Source organism: Streptococcus sp. 2018110, from assembly GCF_019754115.1.
Lineage (GTDB): Bacteria > Bacillota > Bacilli > Lactobacillales > Streptococcaceae > Streptococcus > Streptococcus hashimotonensis.
In genome coordinates, this window is the sequence record NZ_JAIJZO010000001.1 from 175,564 (window position 1) to 196,804 (window position 21,241).

General features: G+C 32.2%; 18 protein-coding genes and 2 pseudogenes. All 20 read right to left on the reverse strand.

The features are described 5' to 3' along the window. Window positions 1-33: 33 nt before the first annotated feature. The 20 genes and pseudogenes from K5Q34_RS00865 to K5Q34_RS00960 all read right to left on the reverse strand — a co-directional run bounded on the left by K5Q34_RS00865 (window position 34) and on the right by K5Q34_RS00960 (window position 21,187). Entirely contained in the window at window positions 34-1,899 is a 1,866-nt protein-coding gene (locus tag K5Q34_RS00865) for an SAG1250 family conjugative relaxase (protein WP_205027964.1), read from the reverse strand. Then, the gene (gene mobC / locus K5Q34_RS00870; protein WP_109897955.1) at window positions 1,886-2,251 is read right to left on the reverse strand and encodes a plasmid mobilization relaxosome protein MobC; all 366 of its coding nucleotides are present in this window, start codon (window positions 2,249-2,251) and stop codon (window positions 1,886-1,888) included. Before mobC ends, K5Q34_RS00865 begins: the two co-directional genes overlap by 14 nt. Before the next feature lie 6 nt (window positions 2,252-2,257). After that, entirely contained in the window at window positions 2,258-2,620 is a 363-nt protein-coding gene (locus K5Q34_RS00875) for an SAG1252 family conjugative relaxosome accessory protein (protein ID WP_205027963.1), read from the reverse strand. Window positions 2,621-3,138: 518 nt separating this feature from the next. After that, a complete protein-coding gene (locus tag K5Q34_RS00880; RefSeq protein ID WP_205027962.1) occupies window positions 3,139-5,175 on the reverse strand; it encodes an ATP-binding protein in 2,037 nt (678 codons plus the stop codon). Window positions 5,176-5,177: 2 nt separating this feature from the next. Then, window positions 5,178-6,356, reverse strand: coding sequence for a DNA cytosine methyltransferase (locus K5Q34_RS00885; RefSeq protein WP_202848739.1), 1,179 nt, complete (start codon window positions 6,354-6,356; stop codon window positions 5,178-5,180). Between the two features lie 60 nt (window positions 6,357-6,416). Then, window positions 6,417-6,823: pseudogene (locus K5Q34_RS00890) on the reverse strand (hypothetical protein). An 89-nt stretch (window positions 6,824-6,912) separates the two neighbouring features. Continuing rightward, window positions 6,913-7,536 (reverse strand): annotated as a pseudogene (locus K5Q34_RS00895) (zeta toxin family protein); the annotation flags it as partial. Then, a complete protein-coding gene (gene pezA / locus K5Q34_RS00900) occupies window positions 7,536-8,012 on the reverse strand; it encodes a type II toxin-antitoxin system antitoxin PezA (RefSeq protein WP_205027961.1) in 477 nt (158 codons plus the stop codon). The pseudogene K5Q34_RS00895 and the gene pezA, both read right to left, overlap by 1 nt. 69 nt (window positions 8,013-8,081) lie before the next feature. Beyond that, on the reverse strand, window positions 8,082-8,372 hold the full coding sequence (locus tag K5Q34_RS00905) for a hypothetical protein (protein ID WP_205027960.1): 291 nt from the start codon (window positions 8,370-8,372) through the stop codon (window positions 8,082-8,084). Window positions 8,373-8,421: 49 nt separating this feature from the next. After that, complete coding sequence (locus K5Q34_RS00910; protein ID WP_074411896.1) at window positions 8,422-8,811, reverse strand: DUF5945 family protein; 390 nt, start codon at window positions 8,809-8,811, stop codon at window positions 8,422-8,424. Then, entirely contained in the window at window positions 8,808-9,023 is a 216-nt protein-coding gene (locus K5Q34_RS00915; protein ID WP_205027959.1) for a DUF5965 family protein, read from the reverse strand. Before K5Q34_RS00915 ends, K5Q34_RS00910 begins: the two co-directional genes overlap by 4 nt. Window positions 9,024-9,076: 53 nt before the next feature. Further along, window positions 9,077-10,153 (reverse strand): toprim domain-containing protein, encoded by a 1,077-nt coding sequence (locus tag K5Q34_RS00920; protein ID WP_221864357.1) that lies wholly within the window; start codon window positions 10,151-10,153, stop codon window positions 9,077-9,079. Between the two features lie 39 nt (window positions 10,154-10,192). Next, window positions 10,193-10,831, reverse strand: coding sequence for a peptidylprolyl isomerase (locus K5Q34_RS00925; protein WP_174854709.1), 639 nt, complete (start codon window positions 10,829-10,831; stop codon window positions 10,193-10,195). 1,400 nt (window positions 10,832-12,231) lie between these two features. Further along, a complete protein-coding gene (locus tag K5Q34_RS00930; RefSeq protein WP_105105329.1) occupies window positions 12,232-12,831 on the reverse strand; it encodes a response regulator transcription factor in 600 nt (199 codons plus the stop codon). Then, entirely contained in the window at window positions 12,809-13,792 is a 984-nt protein-coding gene (locus tag K5Q34_RS00935) for a sensor histidine kinase (RefSeq protein WP_238140320.1), read from the reverse strand. The genes K5Q34_RS00930 and K5Q34_RS00935 overlap by 23 nt, the downstream gene beginning before the upstream one ends. Window positions 13,793-14,313: 521 nt before the next feature. Beyond that, complete coding sequence (locus K5Q34_RS00940) at window positions 14,314-15,009, reverse strand: ABC transporter permease (RefSeq protein WP_105140426.1); 696 nt, start codon at window positions 15,007-15,009, stop codon at window positions 14,314-14,316. A 9-nt stretch (window positions 15,010-15,018) separates the two neighbouring features. Beyond that, complete coding sequence (locus tag K5Q34_RS00945; protein ID WP_105135484.1) at window positions 15,019-15,738, reverse strand: ABC transporter permease; 720 nt, start codon at window positions 15,736-15,738, stop codon at window positions 15,019-15,021. After that, entirely contained in the window at window positions 15,716-16,630 is a 915-nt protein-coding gene (locus K5Q34_RS00950) for an ABC transporter ATP-binding protein (RefSeq protein ID WP_011922447.1), read from the reverse strand. Before K5Q34_RS00950 ends, K5Q34_RS00945 begins: the two co-directional genes overlap by 23 nt. After that, window positions 16,602-18,671 carry a cysteine peptidase family C39 domain-containing protein gene (locus tag K5Q34_RS00955; protein WP_228475800.1) on the reverse strand — a complete coding sequence of 690 codons (2,070 nt, stop codon included), beginning with the start codon at window positions 18,669-18,671 and terminating at the stop codon, window positions 16,602-16,604. The genes K5Q34_RS00950 and K5Q34_RS00955 overlap by 29 nt, the downstream gene beginning before the upstream one ends. Window positions 18,672-18,682: 11 nt before the next feature. Further along, entirely contained in the window at window positions 18,683-21,187 is a 2,505-nt protein-coding gene (locus K5Q34_RS00960; RefSeq protein WP_014638229.1) for a DUF4135 domain-containing protein, read from the reverse strand. Window positions 21,188-21,241 lie beyond the last annotated feature (54 nt).

Consider the following 21,241-nt stretch of genomic DNA (forward strand, 5'->3'; position numbering starts at 1 on the left):
AAATAAACAAGAATATGTTGGAATTTTGAACATTTAATCAATATTAATGGAAAAATCGTCTGTCTTGTATTTACTCATATTTAAAACTCTTACGTATTTATCCAACTTCCTCACCGCATTTTCGTAATCTTCGATTTCATTGTCTAACTGATTCTGTATCATTTCAATCTCAGATTCAATCTGTCCAATCGTTACATCCTGCGATAAATTCATCTTGGAACATTCATACTTAGCTAATCGCTTGGAATCTTGATTCTCGCTTTGTAAGTTAACAAGGACTTCTGCCATCTTGTTTAAGGTGGCATTTTTTTCTTGTAGATTTGTCAAATCTATATCTAGCTGTGCGATTTCTTCAACCAATTCATCTTTTAATTCAAGAAAGGATTTATTTTGAGTGTTTAGCGTTATCAATAGATTGATTTCTTCAATTTTTTGTTGAAGATCGACCAGACTTATTCGTTTCTTATATGGTAGAGACCTATTATCATATGCCAGTTGGCGAATCAAGTCTCTTCCTTTCATAAAACGATTCTTTTCTGAATTTTCCTTGTGAAAAATGAAATAAGAAGATGTTTCTCGAATAAACAACATATACTGTTTCTTATTTTCTTGTTCTAAGATATTTAGTTGATGATTTGGAATGAAGATTAGTCCTTCTTGTCCAATCCCCATCCAAACTTTTATGAAAAGCCCATCTGAAACCACCTTTTCAACTAGCTCCTCAGCAATCTCAACTTCAAACTCATGTACTGCATCTCTCTTAGTCTTGTACGTCTCATAAGCTTCGGTTATTTCTTCTTCGGTTAATATTTCCGAAAGCTGTTGTGACTCAAATTTTTCAAATTCCGTTTTTACTTCACTATTATGAAGCACTTCAACCACATCATGTTCTTTGAAGTAGCTCTCAAAATACATAGTGTCATAAAGATTTTTCTTACTTAATGACTTATTTGGTATGGAAATGTAGCTTTGTCCATCAGAAAGAACAAAATCTATCGTTTTTATTTTGCTCCTCAATTCTAATCCCAGTAACCCAGCTTTCTCAACTAAATCATCAAATGAATTGGATCTTGGCAACAAAAATTCTAAAATCTGTTCAATTTTTTTCTTGGAAAAGTAATATTGAAAATATTCTTTTGAATAGGGTTCTCTCTTATTCAACTTATCTCCTCGAATGACTTGCTTCATATCCCTATCTGTCATGAAAAATCGACTATGTTTCCTTGAGAAATCTATTTTGATATTTAGTTGTTCAGATTTTTGTATAAAATCATTGAAATCAATTGAATGTTCCATGAGAAAAAATAACCGCTGCTTCAATTCGTATTTGTGATTAGAACGGCGATAGACCTCATAATCTCTATGAGAATATCGTTTAGGTGGAATAATTTTGGCACCAGCTACTTTAGAAATTCTATCCGAAATCATTTGTAAATTTCTTTCAAGAGCGTAGTCCCACTTCAACTTTTTTTGAGATTGGCAGTCGATTGAGTTTATAATAATGTGATTATGACAATGGTCCTGATCAACATGAGTGGCTACAATGAATTTATAGTGACCACCTGTCAACTCTTTTATCGTTTCATAGCCAATACGATTGATTTCCTCTGGGCTTAATTTATCTTCAGGTGAGAAAGACTGAATAATATGATGAGCATGTATTTTCTGTTGCTTTTTCTCTTGTCTATCAAACCGTGAATCGTATAGTTGGTCATTTGAAAGGAAATTATTTTGATACATCTTTACCAGTTCCACATAGTCAGGAAAATCAAGATAATTACTCATCCCAAAATCTGAAATCAACGATAAATTCCTGGTTTTCTTAGGATCAAGAATATACTTTATCAGTTGACGTCGATATTTTTTCCCATGAACAGCATAATGCTTAGTAATGACCATAAAATTCTCTCAATCGTTGACACTTTATGTCAAAATCTTGTTGCAACTGTTTTTCTAACTGAGCTATACCGAGCTGCAAATCTTTTACTTGTTGAAGATTTAATAGGTGGCTTTGATTTACCGCACGTGCAATCTGGTTTATATTGTTTCCAATCCTACGAATTTCAAAAATCAGGTCTTGGAATCCTCTGGTATCGATTGTGATAAAATTCATACCAGGATCGAGTAAGGTCTTTCTGGCATAATGCGAAAAGTTTGGACACTGGCTATGAGCAAGATTTTTGTTTAGGATAATTAATTCTTGATCACTTAAATACACCTTTTTCAAATTGGTTCGATAACGATTTTCCATAATAGCTTACCCCATGTACTTGTCTTTGAATGAATGACTTAAAGGAATAGTTCTCTCAATTTCCTTCATCAAATCTTTGACACAAGTCAAAATGATTTCAAGATGTTCAAGGGTAACGGATTGGGACAACTTTGCCAGAACAAGAATCTCATGTACATCTCGGTAAATCTGTTCTACTTTTTGGTGTTGTAAATATTTTATCCATTCTTCAAGTTGCTGGGATGAATGGTGGTTTATTTTCAATAATTTACCTCTAGCAAAAGGGGGAAATTGTTCATATCCCTCCTGTTCCATCAAATTTTGTATCTGTTGATACTCTTCTATTGAGAAATTGACTTCCTTACGTATCTCTCTAACTAAATTTTCCATCCTGTATCCCCCTCATTCTTTAATATCGGTATATCCCCGCCCTCGTATTAGACACGGCACTGAATAATATCTTCCTTTCAGGTCTTTGCGAGCTCAGATATTGTGTCCACAATATCCCAAAAATCATATCGCCAGCTGACTAAAACTCTCCAGTTTTGACAGCTAACGATATGATAACTTGGTGGCTTCGCCCCCAAACCCCCAGTAGAAAATCAAAACTTGATTTTCTTAAGAATGATATTAGGATAATAGAGGTGATTTGGAAAAGGTATCACAACATGATAAATGAGGGTAAGAAAAAAGAGAGCCGAAGCTCTCTAAAAATTAACATAATAATTTATTCTAAAGACAAATTAGCTAGAGACCTAGTCGGACTACAGTTATGAATGGAACAAATTATTCTGGCTCATAATTTATACTATTTTGAAATGAACTAGCACCATGGAGAGATATCATATTTATCACCTATTTCTTTATAAAACTTAAGGGGCAACTCTCTCCCTATTCGCACATTGAAATTACTCATTATTTTCTAAAATATAAGTATTCCAATACTCTTCAATATCTTTATTAAGCTCCGGAGTTTTTCCTTGGCTTAATTCCACTTTGTCAGGAAATTCAATGTTATTAAATAACGGTACTTCCTCAGCAGCTTTCATTTTTCGTCCAATATTAATATGCTCAATTAACTTATTTAGTGTATTTATCAACTGATTATAAAAATCTCCTTTAGACAAATCAGAATTTTGAGTAAGATTTAATAGAAATTCACCTTTTTGATTAAGATAATCAGGAATCAGATCATATTCATCAAAATTGATTAGATAATCTTCTGCACCTCGCGTTGCCCAAGCAGCACCTCCTTCAAACATACAATAATCTGAGTCTTTAAAATCCTTCGTAACATAAAAGAATAATAATGTATTTTTATTGACAATATTTTCTTTAGAAATTTCACCTAAGTTTTGCTTAATATCAATTTGAGGTGCATCCTCTTTACTTGTATAGAAAATCTCGTCTGAAGTAACACCAATCTTTTTTAATAAATAATAGAAAAAGTCTAATACATTCTTATTTCTTCGTGAATGGGAAAAGAAAATAGTATACTCGTTTTTAAAATTTTCTCCTTTGAGTTGTTGTACAACCCTATTTTTTATATTAATATTTAGCTGATCCATTTCATGGGTACTAAAGCTATTTCTATCCTTTTGAGACTTAAAATCATCAAATATTTTATCAATATTTTTAGAAGTCGATTCTTTAGCAATTTTTTCAGATTTTGTTCGTAAAGATTGAATCTCATTATTCATTTTATTTCTAACTTCTAATCTTGTACGAATTAAACTTGATACTTCTTGTTTTATTTTTTTTGCTAAATCCACTACTCGAGGATCATTTTCATCCATATTTTGTCTACTAGTCGTTGCAATATCTTTAAAGTTGTTGTCATCAAGAATGTCATAACCGATTTCACCTTCAATATAGTTTACAAAAGCTTGCGTATTATTAATTACTGGCAAAAAATTAGAGATAGCTAATTTATTTCTAACATAAATTCTAAGACTCAAAGGATTATATAACTTATTTTTCTTGAAATTAGTATCATTTAACTCCGTTGCTTCAGACGAATTTATAGTAGAGTGTATACCAATCCATCCAGTTATCTTACCAACCTTTGTTTTTTCTTGACCATCTTTGCTATATGTAAATTCTGTACCTGTAGCTTCTTTATAAACGACTTGAATATTATCCGAAAATTTTTTATCAAAGCCTTTTAAATTCAACTGATAGTTTTTATTTGAATATTTTTTTGATAACTCATCGTATGTTTCTTTATCAAAGCAAGTAATCTGTACCATATTTTTAAATGGGATAGTTTTAATTACTTCAGTGTATTCTTTTTTTAAATCATTATCATTTTTTACAACTTTTAAAAATATCTTTTGTGAGTTTAGGTTAGACACAGTAAAATAATCAGATAGTGTAGAATTTAGCGTTTCTATAGATGCATCTCCATATCCTGTTAAATTTACCTTCTCCATTCTTATCATGGTTCCGGACTCATAATGTAAAAATTCACGATTATTGAAAGCATCAAAAGAAGAACTTGACATTTGAGGATTTTGAGTATCATTTTCTAATTCTGAATTTGGGAATTCCATTTCATATACTAATAATTCAGTATCTTTTTGTTTTGTAGCAACATAATAGTGATTGCTTAGATACAAAGCTGCAAGCTTACCTATTCCCTTTCTCCCCATAACACTTTCTGAATTTTTCTGATTTAAGCGCCTGTTTCTTCCAATTTTTATATAATTTTCTTTTAAATTATCATAAGACATCCCTTCACCATTATCATAAACTTCAATCACAGAGTTACCTTTTTGTCTCATATCTATAGCTATATAAACTTCTGTAGAACCTGCATCTAAACTATTTGCAACTAGCTCAGAAAGTGCAGCCCATGCATTAGAATAAAGATTTTTCCCCAATAAACCTAATGCCATGTATGAAAAACTAAACTGTAAATCATCACTTTTTTTATTATGCTCCATAACTATCTACCTCTATCTTCATCAAAATTATTTAGAAAAAATCTTTTAACACTATCAGCTAGCGCAATACTTAACAGAGGAGGAACAGCATTGCCTATTTGAATATTTACTTGAGTTTTTGATCCATAAAATTGAAAGCTATCTGGAAATGATTGGAGTCTTGCTCCTTCTCTCGAAGTTAAAGCTCTATTTTGCTTAGGATGAATACATCTTAAAGAAGAGGGAGTTGATAAATTATTCGTAATTGTTGATGATGGTTTATCCCACCATAATCTTCCATAAGAGTTTCTATAACCTGACGTTAGGTATAGTTCTTTTGAAGCTTTCCCTTCATCAACAAGTTTATTGATTTGATTTTTTCCTTCACCTTGCTTCACTAACTTCATAAGTTCTAACATTCTTAATCCGTAAGTTCCATTTTTATGATTAGTAAGTCTCCTCTCTCCATCCCTCATTAGATATTGATATTTAGTATTGGGTTTTGAATCGTAAAATGATTTTTCCTCACCATTATTTAACTTAGGCAAGTCACTAATTGCATCAGAAACAGATAGTGGCTTACTTACTTTTTGGGGAGGGAATTCCCAACCTTCTTTAATCAATAAATCATTTCTGATACCAACTAAAAATACCCGCTCTCTGCTCTGTGGCACACCATAATCTTTAGCATTAAGTAACTCCGTATGAATATCATAACCAAGATTGTCTTCAAAATCTCGGAAATTCTCAAAACTTTCAATGACATTTTCTATCACAGGTCTATTTTGGTCATCTTTCATTGTTAATAACCCGTAAACATTTTCAAATATAAACATTTTAGGTCGTATAATAGATAATAAACGTCTATATTCTTTATACATTTTTGCACGTTCATCATATTGACGCTTCCCTACTGTACTGAAAGATTGACATGGGGGACCTCCTATAATTAAATCTACATCATGGATATCCACCTGTTTATCGTTTAAAAATTTTTCATCAATAGTTTGAATGTCGTCATTAAACATTTTAATATTAGGGAAATTAGCTTTAAAAGATTGTGAAGCCTCAAAATTTAATTCATTTGCAAAAATAATCTGAAAACTATCGTCATCTCTAAATCTATTTCGATATATTGCTTTCTGAAATCCAAATGTCAATCCACCGGCTCCAGAAAATAAATCTACAACTTTTATAGGCATATTTTTCCTTCCATGTTGATATATAGTATTTTACAACATTACAAATAAGTATCCATGGTGCTAGTTCATTTCAAAATAGCGTAAATTATGAGCCAGAATAATTTGCTCCATTCGTAACTGTAGTCCGGCTAGGTCTCTAGCTAATGTATGTTCTATGTCAAAGAGACGACACAGTTCAAAAAAACGTGTTTCAATAGTTCGTCTCATTGCCATCACTTTCCAATTGTTATGTTCTTCGGCCCCTGCCATGTTTTGTAGAAATGGCGTTGTGACGTTATGCCTAGTTCAGCTTGTAACAAAAGCAAGACAAGAAGCGCTTCATCTGAAACTTTGCCTAAGCCAACATTACGCCGATGTTTAAAGGAATCTGGGCAATAGGTTTTATAAAAGTAATGACAAATTTGTGATAATTGGCGCACATTCCATTGCAAATGATGAGATTTAGCAGTATACTGTAAGTAGCTTATTTGGACTAACCTCCAGTATGTTTCGTCACTTACAGTATAGTCCTTTTGGGCTTTTTATTGTATTTTGAAATTAACTAGTATCACGGGTAAGTTCTATCTCTTTTATAAATCTGAATCTGGTCAAAGAGCTTGTCGCCTTCTAGCTCTCTTAGGTTATCAACCAAGTTCTCTACAATCCCATCATGGTGTTCTTTTGGCGTTGCTCTAGCCTGATTGGGATCGATGGCATAAAGTTCTTCGTAACGAATCAAGGTGCTGAGATAAGACAGTTCTGGTTTGGTACCAATTACAGCTAAAGAAACTTGGTAACCTTTAGAAGCTAATAATTGAGCAGTCTGATGAGGAACTTGAGTAGTTCGCAAGGTTCCCTCGATCAGCAAATGATAACCTTGTGTGCTAAGTTCATCAACCAGATGCTCTACCATTTTTCCTGCAAATCCCTTGGTATAGTCCACGCTGTCCTTGCCATACTTTTCTTGCAGGGCTAAGTAATTGGGTTGCTGAGAACGGTAGCTGTCACCATCGATGATAATGATATTACCTTGAAATTCCTTTTGCTTGATACGATGAATAGTCGTCTTACCTGCTCCGCTTTGTCCACCAAGTAAGATAGCTTTCGGTTGTTCTGGAATTGTTTTGCCTCGGGTTAAAGCCCGAATGGTTCGCTGTAAGGCCTTCTGAAACTCAGCTTCACTGAATTCTTCTAATCTCATTATGCCACCACCCGATGATGCACCATATCTAACATCCGCTCAATACCGTCTAAATAGCCATTGTAACGCTCTATTTCATCGAAGGTATCAACAAGGTAAATTTTCGTATTGATCAATTCAGCCAAATCATCACTCATCAAAATCCAAGGATTGGTTTTATCATCAAAAGCAATATCTTGACTATCCTGGTATCTATAAAGCTGTGATAATATGGCTGCTCCACGTTCTTTTATCACTTCTACTTTTAAAGTCAGTTGGTAATCTTCAACAGGTGTTAGCATCTTGTCCTCCCCTACAATATCGATATAAGAGACATTAAATTTCTGACAAATACGGTCGATAAGCTCTGTTGAAACTGTACTAGTCCCATTTTCATAACGACTTAAGCTATTGCGTGAAATACCGACCATTTTCGCAAATTCTGGCTGTGTTAAATCGTGTGTTCGACGTAGTGATTTTATATTGTCTCCAATCATAGATAAAGACCTCCTCATATTTGCTTTCATTATACCATAAAAAACGGATAACGCACCAAATATGGTGCGTTATCCGTTTTTAGGTTTCTTCGATTGCTTAAATTGCTCTATTCGCTTCTCCAACTGCTCAGTATTCAGTTTATTTTTCGCTTCTTGGATCGACTTATCAAGACTTTGTTCCTCATCGGTTATAACGCTTTGAGATAATTCAACGTTCCTATCAGGCTTAAAATTTGTATCAAAAACCACATCTAGGAGTTGTTCTACTTTGGTTAGTTCAGTATCTGACATCCCAGATAGTCGATGAATCAGTCGTTTAAATTGATCCTGGTTCTGTTTTTTCTTTTGAAAAAATTTCATTATCTTCTCCATGCATTGTAAAAAGGTAGCCCGCTTAGGACTACCTGACTTATAAATCATCAATGGCTACTGAAATAGCCTGTAACTTTTTATTTTGGATTTTCTTTTCATCAATCAATTGATGAAGTTCTTCAATTTGCTTCTGACAGGCGGAAATATCCTTGTTGTTTTGTGCAATGGTATCAGCCAAGTGTTGTTTATAGTCACTTGTGATATTTACCTTCTTCGGCTGATTTTGTTTAACGGTTGATGCGAGCGTTTGTACATCTTTTGATTCTGACTCCTTTTGTTGCTGTTCAAAAGCAGCCACATAATCTACTTCTTCAATTGGTTCTTCATCCTGTTTATGGAAAAGTGCTGCGATTTTAGCTCGTTCTTCATGGGACGATGTTGATTTCACATCGTCTAGTGGCTGATCAAAATTCCATGTTTTACTCATTCTATATCCTCATTTCTGTAATTTGTTTCTTTACCAAAGGCTTGCTCTAGTGCTTCATGAAATGACAACTGACTTGATTGTTGCCGTTTGATAAAGGTACTATACATAGCTGTTTGTAGTTGGTCACGATAGTGTTCCAATTTCTCCGTCTCACGTGAGACCTTTTCTTCTTGCCTAGCAACTTTCTCAGCTAGACGTTCAATCACACTCATAGGGTGTCCTCCTTGTCACATTCTAGATTATGATAGCGGACTTGATTTTGTTATCACAATTCCAATGCATGCTCCCATTTAGGTGGAGGATGATTCTTATTAACATGTGCTTGGGCTGTTTGGATAAAATCACTTAAGGATATTTCCTTCTGTTTTTTCACAATATCATTCCAATCAGACTTTATTTCAATCCCCTGCAATGGTGGTAAATCTTGAACGATTGGAAGTCCTTTGTCTAACAATTTTTGACAAAATTCTCTTCCTGCTTCATCGTTATCAACAGCCAATGTTATGACGTTTGAATGAGTTTGAAAAAAGGTTGTCGTCTCTTGTATTGCCAGAAGATAATGGCTAAGTCTGCTTGGTTTTACTGTATCTAGAAATGCCAATTTCCCCTGTTCTTCTGCTGCCAGACGTAAGGTCTGATAAGCAATCACAGAAAGTTTTAAGCCTTCCATTGAAATAAGGCGAACATCGGATAATTGCTTTTGGTGAAGCTGATAATAACTCATCATATCGATAACGGATTCACAAAAAATGAGTCGCTTGGGATTCCCAATATCGAAACTAATACCGACATGGCCATGAGATCCATTCATGATTTTCTTCAAATAACCACGTTTGTGTTTTTCTTCATTTTTGACGAGACCCTGAAGGCTTGCGGCCTGTAATCTACCATTATGGTCATAGCTTTTAAACACTAATACTGACTCCGATTGATAAGTAGCTTGAGCAAGCAATCCTTGTCTACCAAAGGTATTGATAATCTGATCACTTAGGCCACGGATGTCTTTTGAGTAAATACGTGCTTGCTGAAAGAGTTCTTCATGCAAATAATATTGGAAGAGTTTATAAGTTTCTTCTATCACCTTAGCTTGTTCAAAATCCCCAGTTTCAAGATAGGATACAGCCTCTTTGAAAGTAACACCTGTTACTAATTGAACAAAGTCAATTACATCTCCTTGTATATCTCTTGAAAACCATTTGAAAGTATTAGTATCCGCAAAAATCCGAAAGGAATCATGATCTGGGTGTTCATAAATGTGTCCTGATAAACGTCTAAAGGAATAACCTAGACTTTCAGCCACATCTAAAATGGCCTTTTGTTTTACTGCTTTAATTCGTGTCATCTTGTCTCCCTATCAAAAAAATCAGAAGACTGTCTCCTGCTAGTTGTTCTCACTTGTTGTAGTTCCTTGGATCGTTGGTATGCTGGAATTAGCACCATCTGTGGTTTCTTTCATGTCCTCCAGTTTCCCATTCCAAATGGTCAACTGATTAACCAGGAGCTTGTCGGAAACCTTGGAGTAGGATAACATAATCGTCTTGGTTTCTGTCTGAGTTGTTCGCTGTTGTTGCTCACTCAAATCAGAAACATAGGGCACTTGATAGGAAACTTCCGCAAGTGCAACATTGCTTTCTGTATTGACATAGATACTGGCTGATTCAAATCGGTAGTCAAGCATATAATCTTTATAAACTTGATTGATCGCTTCATTCTGATTTGTTTCCTCTTCTGAAAATGCCGAATCCGTCATGTAGGGCTTGATACGAACGTTATTTTCACCCAGCTGAACTTTGGTGAAATATTGAGTGAGAAATTCTTTGACAAGCTCATCTGAAAGGACTGTCGCTCTTTCCTCCTGCTTTTTCTTTGATACAAGTTTATTGGCTTCTGCTCGTATTTGGTTCTCTGTTTGCTTTGAAATGGTTTGTGAGCCAATCGTGTAGCCAATCATGACCATAAAACTGACTGCGATTAAACCTCCTACTCCAATCAGAAATCGAGCTTTCACTTTATTTAACATGGCTTACTCCTTTATTAGTGATAGCCTCATCATATCAAGATTAAGTTGGAAATTTTATCACAAGAAAATATGATTAACTACAAATTATACTCTGTAAAAATCAAAAATAGCAAACCAGAACCTATTCAATAGATAAAGATGTTGAATTATAGTTCGTTGCGTTTTGAAGTAGCCAGCTCTATTCCAAATTCTACTGAACTAGTTTTCAGAAATTGGTGCTCAAATATCTTTTCAAGAAAATATAGTTATAATGACTCTTTAAGAACATTAAAAATTTTCACTCCGATTACTTTAAAACTGAGCCAAATAACTTTATTTTCCGGATTAACTACTTTGTAGAATAATTTAAACTAAATTTTTTTTAAGATATACTACAATAAAAGACATATCCTATAATTTCTGTAGTAGGAACAATCTATACAGAGGCTATAGTTTTTTGAGTATATAAAAAAGTTCCATAAGACCTCCCTAATCATCATTAGGAAGTGCTTATGGAACAATTTTAGAATACCACAGTACTCTTCGAATTAGAAAATAAGAACATCAAATCGAGACCATTTTTTCAAGTCAACACGCATATCACTATTCAGCGTGAGCTTGATTACCCAGCTCCAAACTGCCTTAGTCAGATGTTATTACCAACATAAATCTACAGTATCTATTCTGAATATCAAAGGGATACCAACTATGTTAAAAACCAAAGATGTCTTCTTCAGTGTAAATTCTGTAAACAGATGACAGTCACTGAAGTGTCTCTCATCAAAAAACACTAAATCTCACACCCCATCTGCATAAAGATCACTCAATACTGCACCGAAAAACTCACCGACACTTCCACTACCTAAAGACTTCCTTTCTCAACCTCTGTCGTACAACGTCAGTTAGAACTGCTATCTGACGGAATTTCCCTATTCTAACACTAATTTAAAGCAATCGATAAGCTCATCAAGGATATCAAACGTCAGTCACTCAGTTTTCGACAAGTTACAAACTTCAGAAACAAATTTCTAAACTAACTTAACATCAAAAAGATAGAATCAATCTGTTCCTCTCTCCTATAGATTATAAGTCTCCTACTACAGCTGCAATGGGGCTTTTTAACAACCAAATTATGACCATCTGAATAATTTATAACTTATCAAATGTAGAAGATAGTATATCTTTGTATTTATTCTACATTATTGCTTTCTAAATTTTAAACTACATACTAGAAAGACTATGAATAACAAAACATCGACAACATACAGAGACCTACTCTCAAGATATATTCGGATGGCATTGAATAGAAAAAACATTGATAGAGTTAATAACGCATACGGTATTACTTTTTTCATGAATTTGAACCTCCTTTACACCAGTATATCTAAGTTACAATACAAAATCATGAGTAAAAAGGGTAATTACTTAATATATCCTAACTTCTGAGCTTTTATAACAGCTTTTAACGTTGAATCAACTTCGAGTTTTTCCAATATATTTTGAATATGATTCGTTAGCGTTCTATCAGAAATGTAAAGGGATTTAGCAATGTCTTTTCGTTTTTCGCCATTTCCTAAATGTATAAGTATTTCTTTTTCGCGTTCTGTCAATTCATCTATAAAATAATTCTGATTTGGAAAATAATTTTTCCCATAGGAAATATCTTTAAGAATCTGAATTAATCTTTTGGAACTTATATTTTTAGGAACAAATGCCTTTACTCCTAACTTCTGAGCTTGATATTCATATACAGGTAAATCAAATCCCGTCAATAATGCTATCTTGGAATCAGGATATTCCTCTAAAATATCTTGAGCTATTCCAAAGCCATCCGTACTAAATTTTTTGTCTAAGTTAATGTCTAATAGTATCACTTGGTACTCAATTACTTTTGAAAAAATGCTTTTAAATTCATCTTCATCATTCATTATATCAATGTGAATATCTGGTTGATACTGATGTATAGTTAAGGCTAAACTCTCTGCAAACAGGCTATGATCATCTATTAATAAAATTTTCAATTGCCTTCTCTCCTTCCATCATCAATTTGATATCGACTCTTAATCCGTTAGAGTCCGATTGCTCAAAAGTAATAGTCCCCCCTACTGACTTTACTTGTTCTTCCAAGACTAATAATCCGTGTCCATGTTTAAATGGTTTTAACTTTTGATAATAGCCATTATCCATAACTGATAAAGAGAGTTCCCGCCCATCTCTAGCCAATTTTACAGTAACCGTTTGAGCATTGGAATACTTATAAGCGTTATTAACGAGCTCTCTTAACCATCTATATATTAAAAAATCATAAGGAGGATAGATAACTATGTTTTTTGCTGAATAAAAGTGCAGAGAAATATCCGTTTTAGGGTAACGTTTTTCAAATGCTTTTAGCATCATACGATAGTTATCATACAAAGATAAGCCTTTTAGCAATTGAGGACTATACTGATTCATTCGCTCACGAACAAAAGTATTGAGATACTCTAGTCTTTCTTCAATAATTTTAACTGAAACGCTTGGATTGTCTAAACGAGATAGTTGAATTAAAGCATTGATATCTTGAAGAATATTATCATGCAGGAAATTCGCAAACTCTTGTTTTAAAGCTTCTTCTTTCAAAATTGAATTAATCCCTACATGTTCAGATTGCGTACTTCCAGTTATTAGTCTATAACTTTCTCCAACTAACTGGAAAAAGTACTGAAAATATAAAATAATTGTTATCGTTTCAAGAACAACTAGACTCGTTCTCTTTAAAATTAGAATAAACAGAACAATATATAATAAAATCAGAAAAATAAGTGTTAATAATTGTTCTTTTTGTTTAAATACTGCACCATTATGATAAAACAAGATGAGTATTAATCCTGTAATTAGAGCTAAAAAATAAAATAACCAGAACCCAGAAAATAAAGCTGATGAATTAAAAAAAATGAAACCAATAGAACTGAAACAAATCATGAGGTAAAAGATTAATAACATTAGCCAATAAAATCTATTGGAATCATTTCTATAAAACGTTTGCTTGTTCCTTAGAAGAACAATTAAGAGAGCCATCGCGAACGTAACTACCAAATAAAGTGAAAAGGCAATACTAGTCAATCTTGGAAAAAGTAAGCTTACACTCGATAGAAGCCCTACTATCATCACAAATAGATAAAAAGAAGTCTGTAACTTTTGAAAAAACAAGCTGAGCGATATAGATATTAACGAAGAATAGATTATAATGCCAATCATATACTGTATCCATGGAGGAAATGCGGAATCTCCTATGACAAACAAAATTGAGTGACACTGACAAAGTCTGATTAACCAAATAATAAATTTGCTAATCTTAGACCTAGTAGATATTGCTCTGTGCAAAATAAAATCCAATAACAATAATACATTTAAAGCAAGCAAAAACAAGATATTTTCGATGTTATTTAGAATGCATTTAGCGGACAAATAGATTAGTCCTGTAATAAACAAAGCATAATACGCTGTACTTAACAAATTTCTTCTCATGTCTTACTCAAATCTATTTTTTTCTTACATAATATTATACCAATAAAAGACAAAGAAAAGACTAGAAAAAACGCTAAATAGTGGGTTACAGTAAATGATTTAAAATTTGCTAAATAGCTTAAATAGGAGTAGGGGTTAACAATCCATGTGATTTCTCCCAGAGGGAAACGTCCAACAACGACTCCTACAATAGCTGTTAAAATAGGTAATACATAATTCCCGCTTGACTGATGTATCAGTAGACTAATATTGATGAGTGCAATGATACTTAAAATTGATAACAGTAAAAATAAGCTATTATCAATAATCACATTAAGGGCACTTTCTCCTCTCAAGGAAATAAAAATCAGTGGAATCAAAAAGTGACAAAGAAATAAAATTGGCATTACTATCCAATAAAATTTTACTATAGACCACTTTATCTGTTGACTAGATATTCCTTTTATTGTTAAGTTTTGAAAAGCAGTATTCTCAACTTCACGTTGCAATGAAATGATAAGAAGTACAGGAATCATCACTGGTAGTAAAAAATTACTATATAAATCTAGACCTGTCACAAATAAAACCTTCGCTGGAATTTCTTTAATCGTATATCCTGCGTAGCTTTGAAAAATGACTAAAAACATACCTATCCCTATGAATACGGGAGCTAAATAGGTTCTCTTATACTTTAATAATTCTAATTTCCACATAATTCCCTCCTAAAGATGAAACTTTTTAGAAACTACTAAAAGAACAGCACCACTCCATATAATATTCTCTAAAGTGATTACTAAAATTATAATTGGATTGAGAATACTAGAAGTTATCAGATAAGAAATACCATTTATCGGGAACACATAAATAAATATAGTATTAGAGGCAAAAAGTGTTTGCAACAGAATAAGAATAATAACACTGCTTAGAGCAGATAAACTATTTTTTTCTAGCAGGTGAGTACAAAACTGAAGTGTGATCGTGAGTAAGCTGAAAAATATTGCTGATGATAACACTAAGAATACCGTAGACCAATCAATCGTTAACGATAAATATGTCTGTGTAACTATAACAAAGAAAATAGTTGACAGTAATTGATAAAAAACAAAAGATAGAATGACTGTAAAATACTTTGAAAAGATAATTTTATTTTTCTTCCCTATCCCCAAAAGCAACAATTCCCAAGTATGGTTATTGTGCTCGCTTGAAGTAACAAAAAAGTTAGTAATACCATTTACCACTAAACTCACCAATCCAGAAAAACCTAAAAAAATTAGCATGGACTTCTGAAAAGGTGTTTGTGCTATGTCCCCAACTTGCACATCTAATGATTTAATGATAAAAACCGTTCCTAGCATTTGCAAACAAAAAGTAATGCCAAGCAATAACAAGGCTGTTGGGGTTCCTACAAACCTCTTTATTTCATTTTTTATCAATGTGACCATACACTTTATCTCCTTTCGTTAAGTCTAAGAAGATTCTTTCTAGGTTTTTATTTGGTGAAACCTCCAAAATATCGATTCCTTCTTGTACAATGAATTTTATTAAATTTGGTATATCTTTTTTGTAAGAATTTATTTCAAAATGTGATTCTTTTCGAATAAATGAGATATCTCGAACTTTCAAAATATGTTCAAAAACATCTGGATTTGCGACTTCAAAAAGATAAGAGCTGTCCCTTTTATTATAAAGTTCAGAGAGTGTTCCCTCAAAAATAAGCTCACCGTCATGTATTATACCGACCATATCTGCAATCGTTTCTATTTCACTAATATGGTGACTTGATATAAAAATCGTTTTTCCTTCTTCTTTAGCTAGTCTGTATAAGAGTTCTCTGATTTCAACAATTCCTTTCGGATCTAATCCATTCGTAGGTTCATCTAATACCAATATATCTGGATTATTTAAAAAAGCAAATGCTAAACCAAGACGTTGTTTCATACCAAATGAGAACGAAGACACAACTTTATTGCGAACCTCACTTAGGCCCACCAGATTCAAAACTCGATCAATTTCTTCTTGCGGTTTTTTGAGAACTTCTTGTATAATAGCTAAGTTTTCATAAGCTGTTAAGTTTTTATAGTAACTTGGTGTACTAATAAAAGCTCCTATTATTGACTCCTGATTTTTTAAGTCGTTAAGACTTACACCGTCAAAGTATATGTTACCTTTTGTAGCAGGTAGTAATCCAGTAAGGATTTTCATCGTTGTAGTTTTACCAGCTCCATTAGCACCAATAAACCCATAAATTTTCCCTGAAGGAATCCTAATAGTGACATCGTTTAAAATGATTCGATTACCATATTTCTTACTTATATGATTTAAATGTATATCCATTTTCTCCCACTCCTAATTCTAATTGTTTTGATCCAGGTTGAATTAATTCATTATCATGTGTAATAATAATTTTGGTTGATTCAAGAGCATTAATAGCTGCCATGATAGCTTTTGCGTTTTCAGAATCCATATTACTTGTTGGCTCATCTAAAATAATAACCTTATATTCTTGCAAAAATAATCTTAGCATTCCTATTCTTTGACGCTGACCAGTTGAAAAATTAGTACCATTTTCCAATATAAATAAATTTTCAATATTTAAAGCATGAGGAAATATATCTGAAAGATTTACTTTATCAATTGCTAACATCAGTTCTTCAATAGTGTAGTTTGGACAGAATAATTTCAAATTTGATTTCAGAGTGCCTTTAAAAAGAATTGACGGATGTGATATATAGCAAATATCTCTTCTTAAATCTAGGTTTTGGTCTAGTAAGTTAACTCCTCCAATAATTATATTTCCTTCATTACCTTCCCCACTAATACTTTGTAAACCTAGTAAAATTTTTACTAAGGAGGTTTTGCCGGTACCTGATTTTCCAGTTATAAAAAGAGTATCTCCTTCCTTAAGAGAGAACGAAAGATTTTTGAAAAGATATGGTGATGCATTATCGTATCTATATGATAACCTGTCGACATTAACTATGCCGTTTTGAATCTTCGTAAAGGTTTTAGGAATTTGTTCTTCTCCTACCAAGTCTACAAGTCTTTCAATATTTGGATACAGATTAGCCACGTTAATTAGGCTACTTACAATTCCCATCGTGGGAGAATACAATATCATAGCCATAGAACTGATTAAGGCAATTTCCCCACTTCTTTCAGGATTCAATAACACTATAACTAGGCTCATAATAGAAATTAGAAGAGAGAAGAATGTCGAAGTGGCTTGCTGGAATGTTATTGATTTAGCTTCTACAATTCCTCTATCAATCTGCGACTGTACATAATCTGATAAACTACTTTTGATTTTTTTTAGATAACGATGGGTAATTCCTGATCCTATTAAAAAATTATAAGATAGAATACCATCATTAGCAACACTTCGAAGTATAGACCGTTTATAACTTTCATTTTTGGATAATTTCATTAAAATAGTGATGAATATACAGTTAATGATAGCAATTAGTAAAAGTAGCAAAATTAACATACAAGCATAGATTCCAGTGTTTAATATTAAGTATAAACTTGCAAAGAAAATAAGCATTATTGAGATAATCATATTAGGTACTTCAACTGCCAAAAATCTACAGATTTGAGGATTAACCGATATTCGTGACATGATATCGCCACTATGGTATCTGCTTATTTCAGATTCAGTTAGACTAAATAACTTCTCGTAAATATTAACTGTTGATTTTTCTTCAAGAATTATTGTTTTTTGACTCCGAAATTTTTCTAAAATATAGTTCAAACCAGCTGTTAACCATATAACACCTATTAAAATAATTACTTGATTTATATTAACGTCTCTTGTTGATAATTCATTTATTAATTTACTTATTAAAACAGGTATCATTAATAATAATATATTGTAACCCACCAAAACAGTAGGATAGACTTTTCCAAATTTCAAATTCCAAATTTTTGTGTTTCTGATCCTAGATACCTTATCTCTTAGGGATGACTTTCGCTTTGTAAAAGATTGATTTGGTCTTAGCTCCATACAGTATCCTGAAAAGAATTTTATAAATGTATCTTTGTTAAGAGTTTTTCGTCCATAATTAGGGTCAAGTATAGTTACCTCTAACTCGTTGTACTTTTCTAGCACTACAAAATGTGAGAAATCCCAGTAAAGTATTGCTGGAAGTAGTATTGATGACATCCCTCTCATATTAACTATCCTAAACACAGTAGCGTCTACACCGAATTGTTTTGCAACGTTCTTTATATCTCCCATGCTCCATCCAACAGCGGTATTTTTATATTTATATAGTTCTGATAACTCAACATCTCTTCCTAAATAGTCCAAAATCATTGCTAAACAGCATGGTCCACAATCATTTTGTTGGGATTGTAGCTTTTCTCTTATTTTTTTCATTGGCATCTCCCTTAGAACCCTAGAGTAATAACAGACCCTCTAAGTGTTTTTTTTCGTTTGAGATAATAGAGAAATCCTGAGATTCCTGTAAATAGCGAAATATCTTTTTTTAGAATATTATTGTGATTGGATTTAAAAATTAAAGTTTTCTCCAATATTTCCAGTCTCTTCTTATGCTCGTTAGAAAGCAAATTATCCTGATTCAATACTTGCAAGAAATCCAATCCTCCTAAAAATCCGTGGCACAAACAATATTCCTCAGTCTCACATAATTTATTCATAAGATAATCAATATTAGATAATACTTTATCAAGATATCTAGAGTCGTTACTTATTTTATATAAAATATATTCAGAAACAAGATAACCTGTCAATCCGTTGCACCATCCCGAGCTAGGATATAATAAAACATTATCCTGACTCTCAAAGTACTCAAATCTATTCATAAACTCTGAATTATCTGGCAAAATAAGAGAACATATTTTATAAATAACCTTTATACCGGTAAATCCATGAGCAAATCCCACTTTAAACTGTTCCTGATTTTTTGTTAATTCTAGGAAAACTTCTCCTAACTTCTTCAATTCAACTACATCTACTAATTCTGGCTTTTTCAAAAATATTAAATAGCTTTGTAAAATTAATCCACCCAAACCATCAATTATATCAAATTCAGTAAAGTCTATATCATGAAGTAAATAATCATCTTTATTTAAAGAGTTATTTAAATTTTTATAAAGCAATAATGAAGCATAGCCATTAATTAAGCCTATATCTTTTGAATTTATAATTTCTTGTTCAATAACTTTTAAATCAAATATTTCTTCCAATTCATCATAAGATAATAGCAATCCCAACTTTCCTTCATATAGTCCCAAATTAGACTCTCCATATATGTAATTACCACTAGAATCTTTCTGAAGAGTCAGTGCATAAGGCCGTGTGACATTAAATATTGATTCCCTTACTAATTTTTTAACATCTAATTCAAGATGATTATTTCTCAATTTAGAAAAATTGTAATTATCAATATTCAAACAGACTCTAAGGAGATTTAATTGATATTGTAAATCTTCATCGGACATACAATTTAACTTAAAATTTACAGAATCGTAAAGACTCATAAGATATTTTGTATCATTTCTTGAAACATTTCCAAAATTACCAAATGTAAACAATGGGACCTCACCATTAACTAATTGCTCAACTTCAAGCATAATGTACTTTTTTTCATGACTACTGATTACTGGTATTTCTTTTAAGAAGCTTGTTAAAACATTTCTTGTTTTTAGCTCATCCATCAATAAATCTGGCACAGTAATTCGATCAATAAGTGCTGAATATACAGATGTATTTCTTAAGACCAATCTACATAGTAAGGCATTTTTATACCTTAAGACTACTGTTTTTATAATCTTATAACAACTTCTCAATCTTGAATAACCAAATATGAATCCAGATTCAATATCACCTAAAAATTTATTTGCAGAAATATGAGATTCATGGAGTAAAGGTAAGAATTCTTTGATATCATTAAATTGGTGTTCTGTCAATTCCAATCGTAATTCCGAACTAAACGGGTTAATTTCTTCAAAAACTTTTTTTACAACTATATTTACTTGACCTATACTACTACAGTCAAATATTCCATCAAAATTTCGTCTATATTTCATTGGGAGTAAGCCAGTTGAAAAGATGCTTTGTGAAATTCTTCCCTCTATTTGTGACACAGGATTTATTAAAGTTTCAAAATCAATCACATAGGGATGTTCTTTACAAGCAATAATATTTTCATTGTGCATATCATTTCCATTCAACACATACGTAAATGCCAAAAGCACTCCCATATTTCTATAAAATGAATGGATTTGACTTTTATCATGGCAGGACAAATTGTCAATCTTCTCTTGGATCATAAAATTGCTACCAATGAATGTATCAGGAAATTTGAAATACTTAGAATCGAATACTCTACAATTTAATTCATTCAAAATTGGATACAAAGTGTATCCTGAAGTCTTATAAAAAAATGATTTATTTTGAAGTTGAAAGCTGATATTCCTATTACTACCGTGATTGTCTCCCACCATTGATAATATTTTTACACTTATATTTTCTTGCCTTAGATCAAAATTTTCTATAATTTCATTATAATTCTTGGTTAAATTTTTCAAAAAACATTCAATGCTAATTTCATAATTTTCTTTCAAAAGATTCAATCTTCTTTTTAAAACTGGATATTTATCAAGAAAGTACAAACCGTTATTAAGAATATTTTTACAAAATTCATTGTATTCACTATATTTTGAATTGGTTCCTTTCCCTATCCTAAATAAATTTATTTCTTGGACCAATACAGGAAGTAGTATTTTTCTAAACTCTTCCTTAAAACTATTAATAATGCTATCAGAAAAGGAGCACACTTCACTAAATTTTGAAGTGGAGAAAGAAAATTCCTCTATTACCTTTGAAATTACTATATCAAAACTTTTTTCCTCTGTAATATTAATTGTCATAGATATTACCTCTAGTAAAATAAAAGGAAATGTCCTATCAATTATGGCGATAGG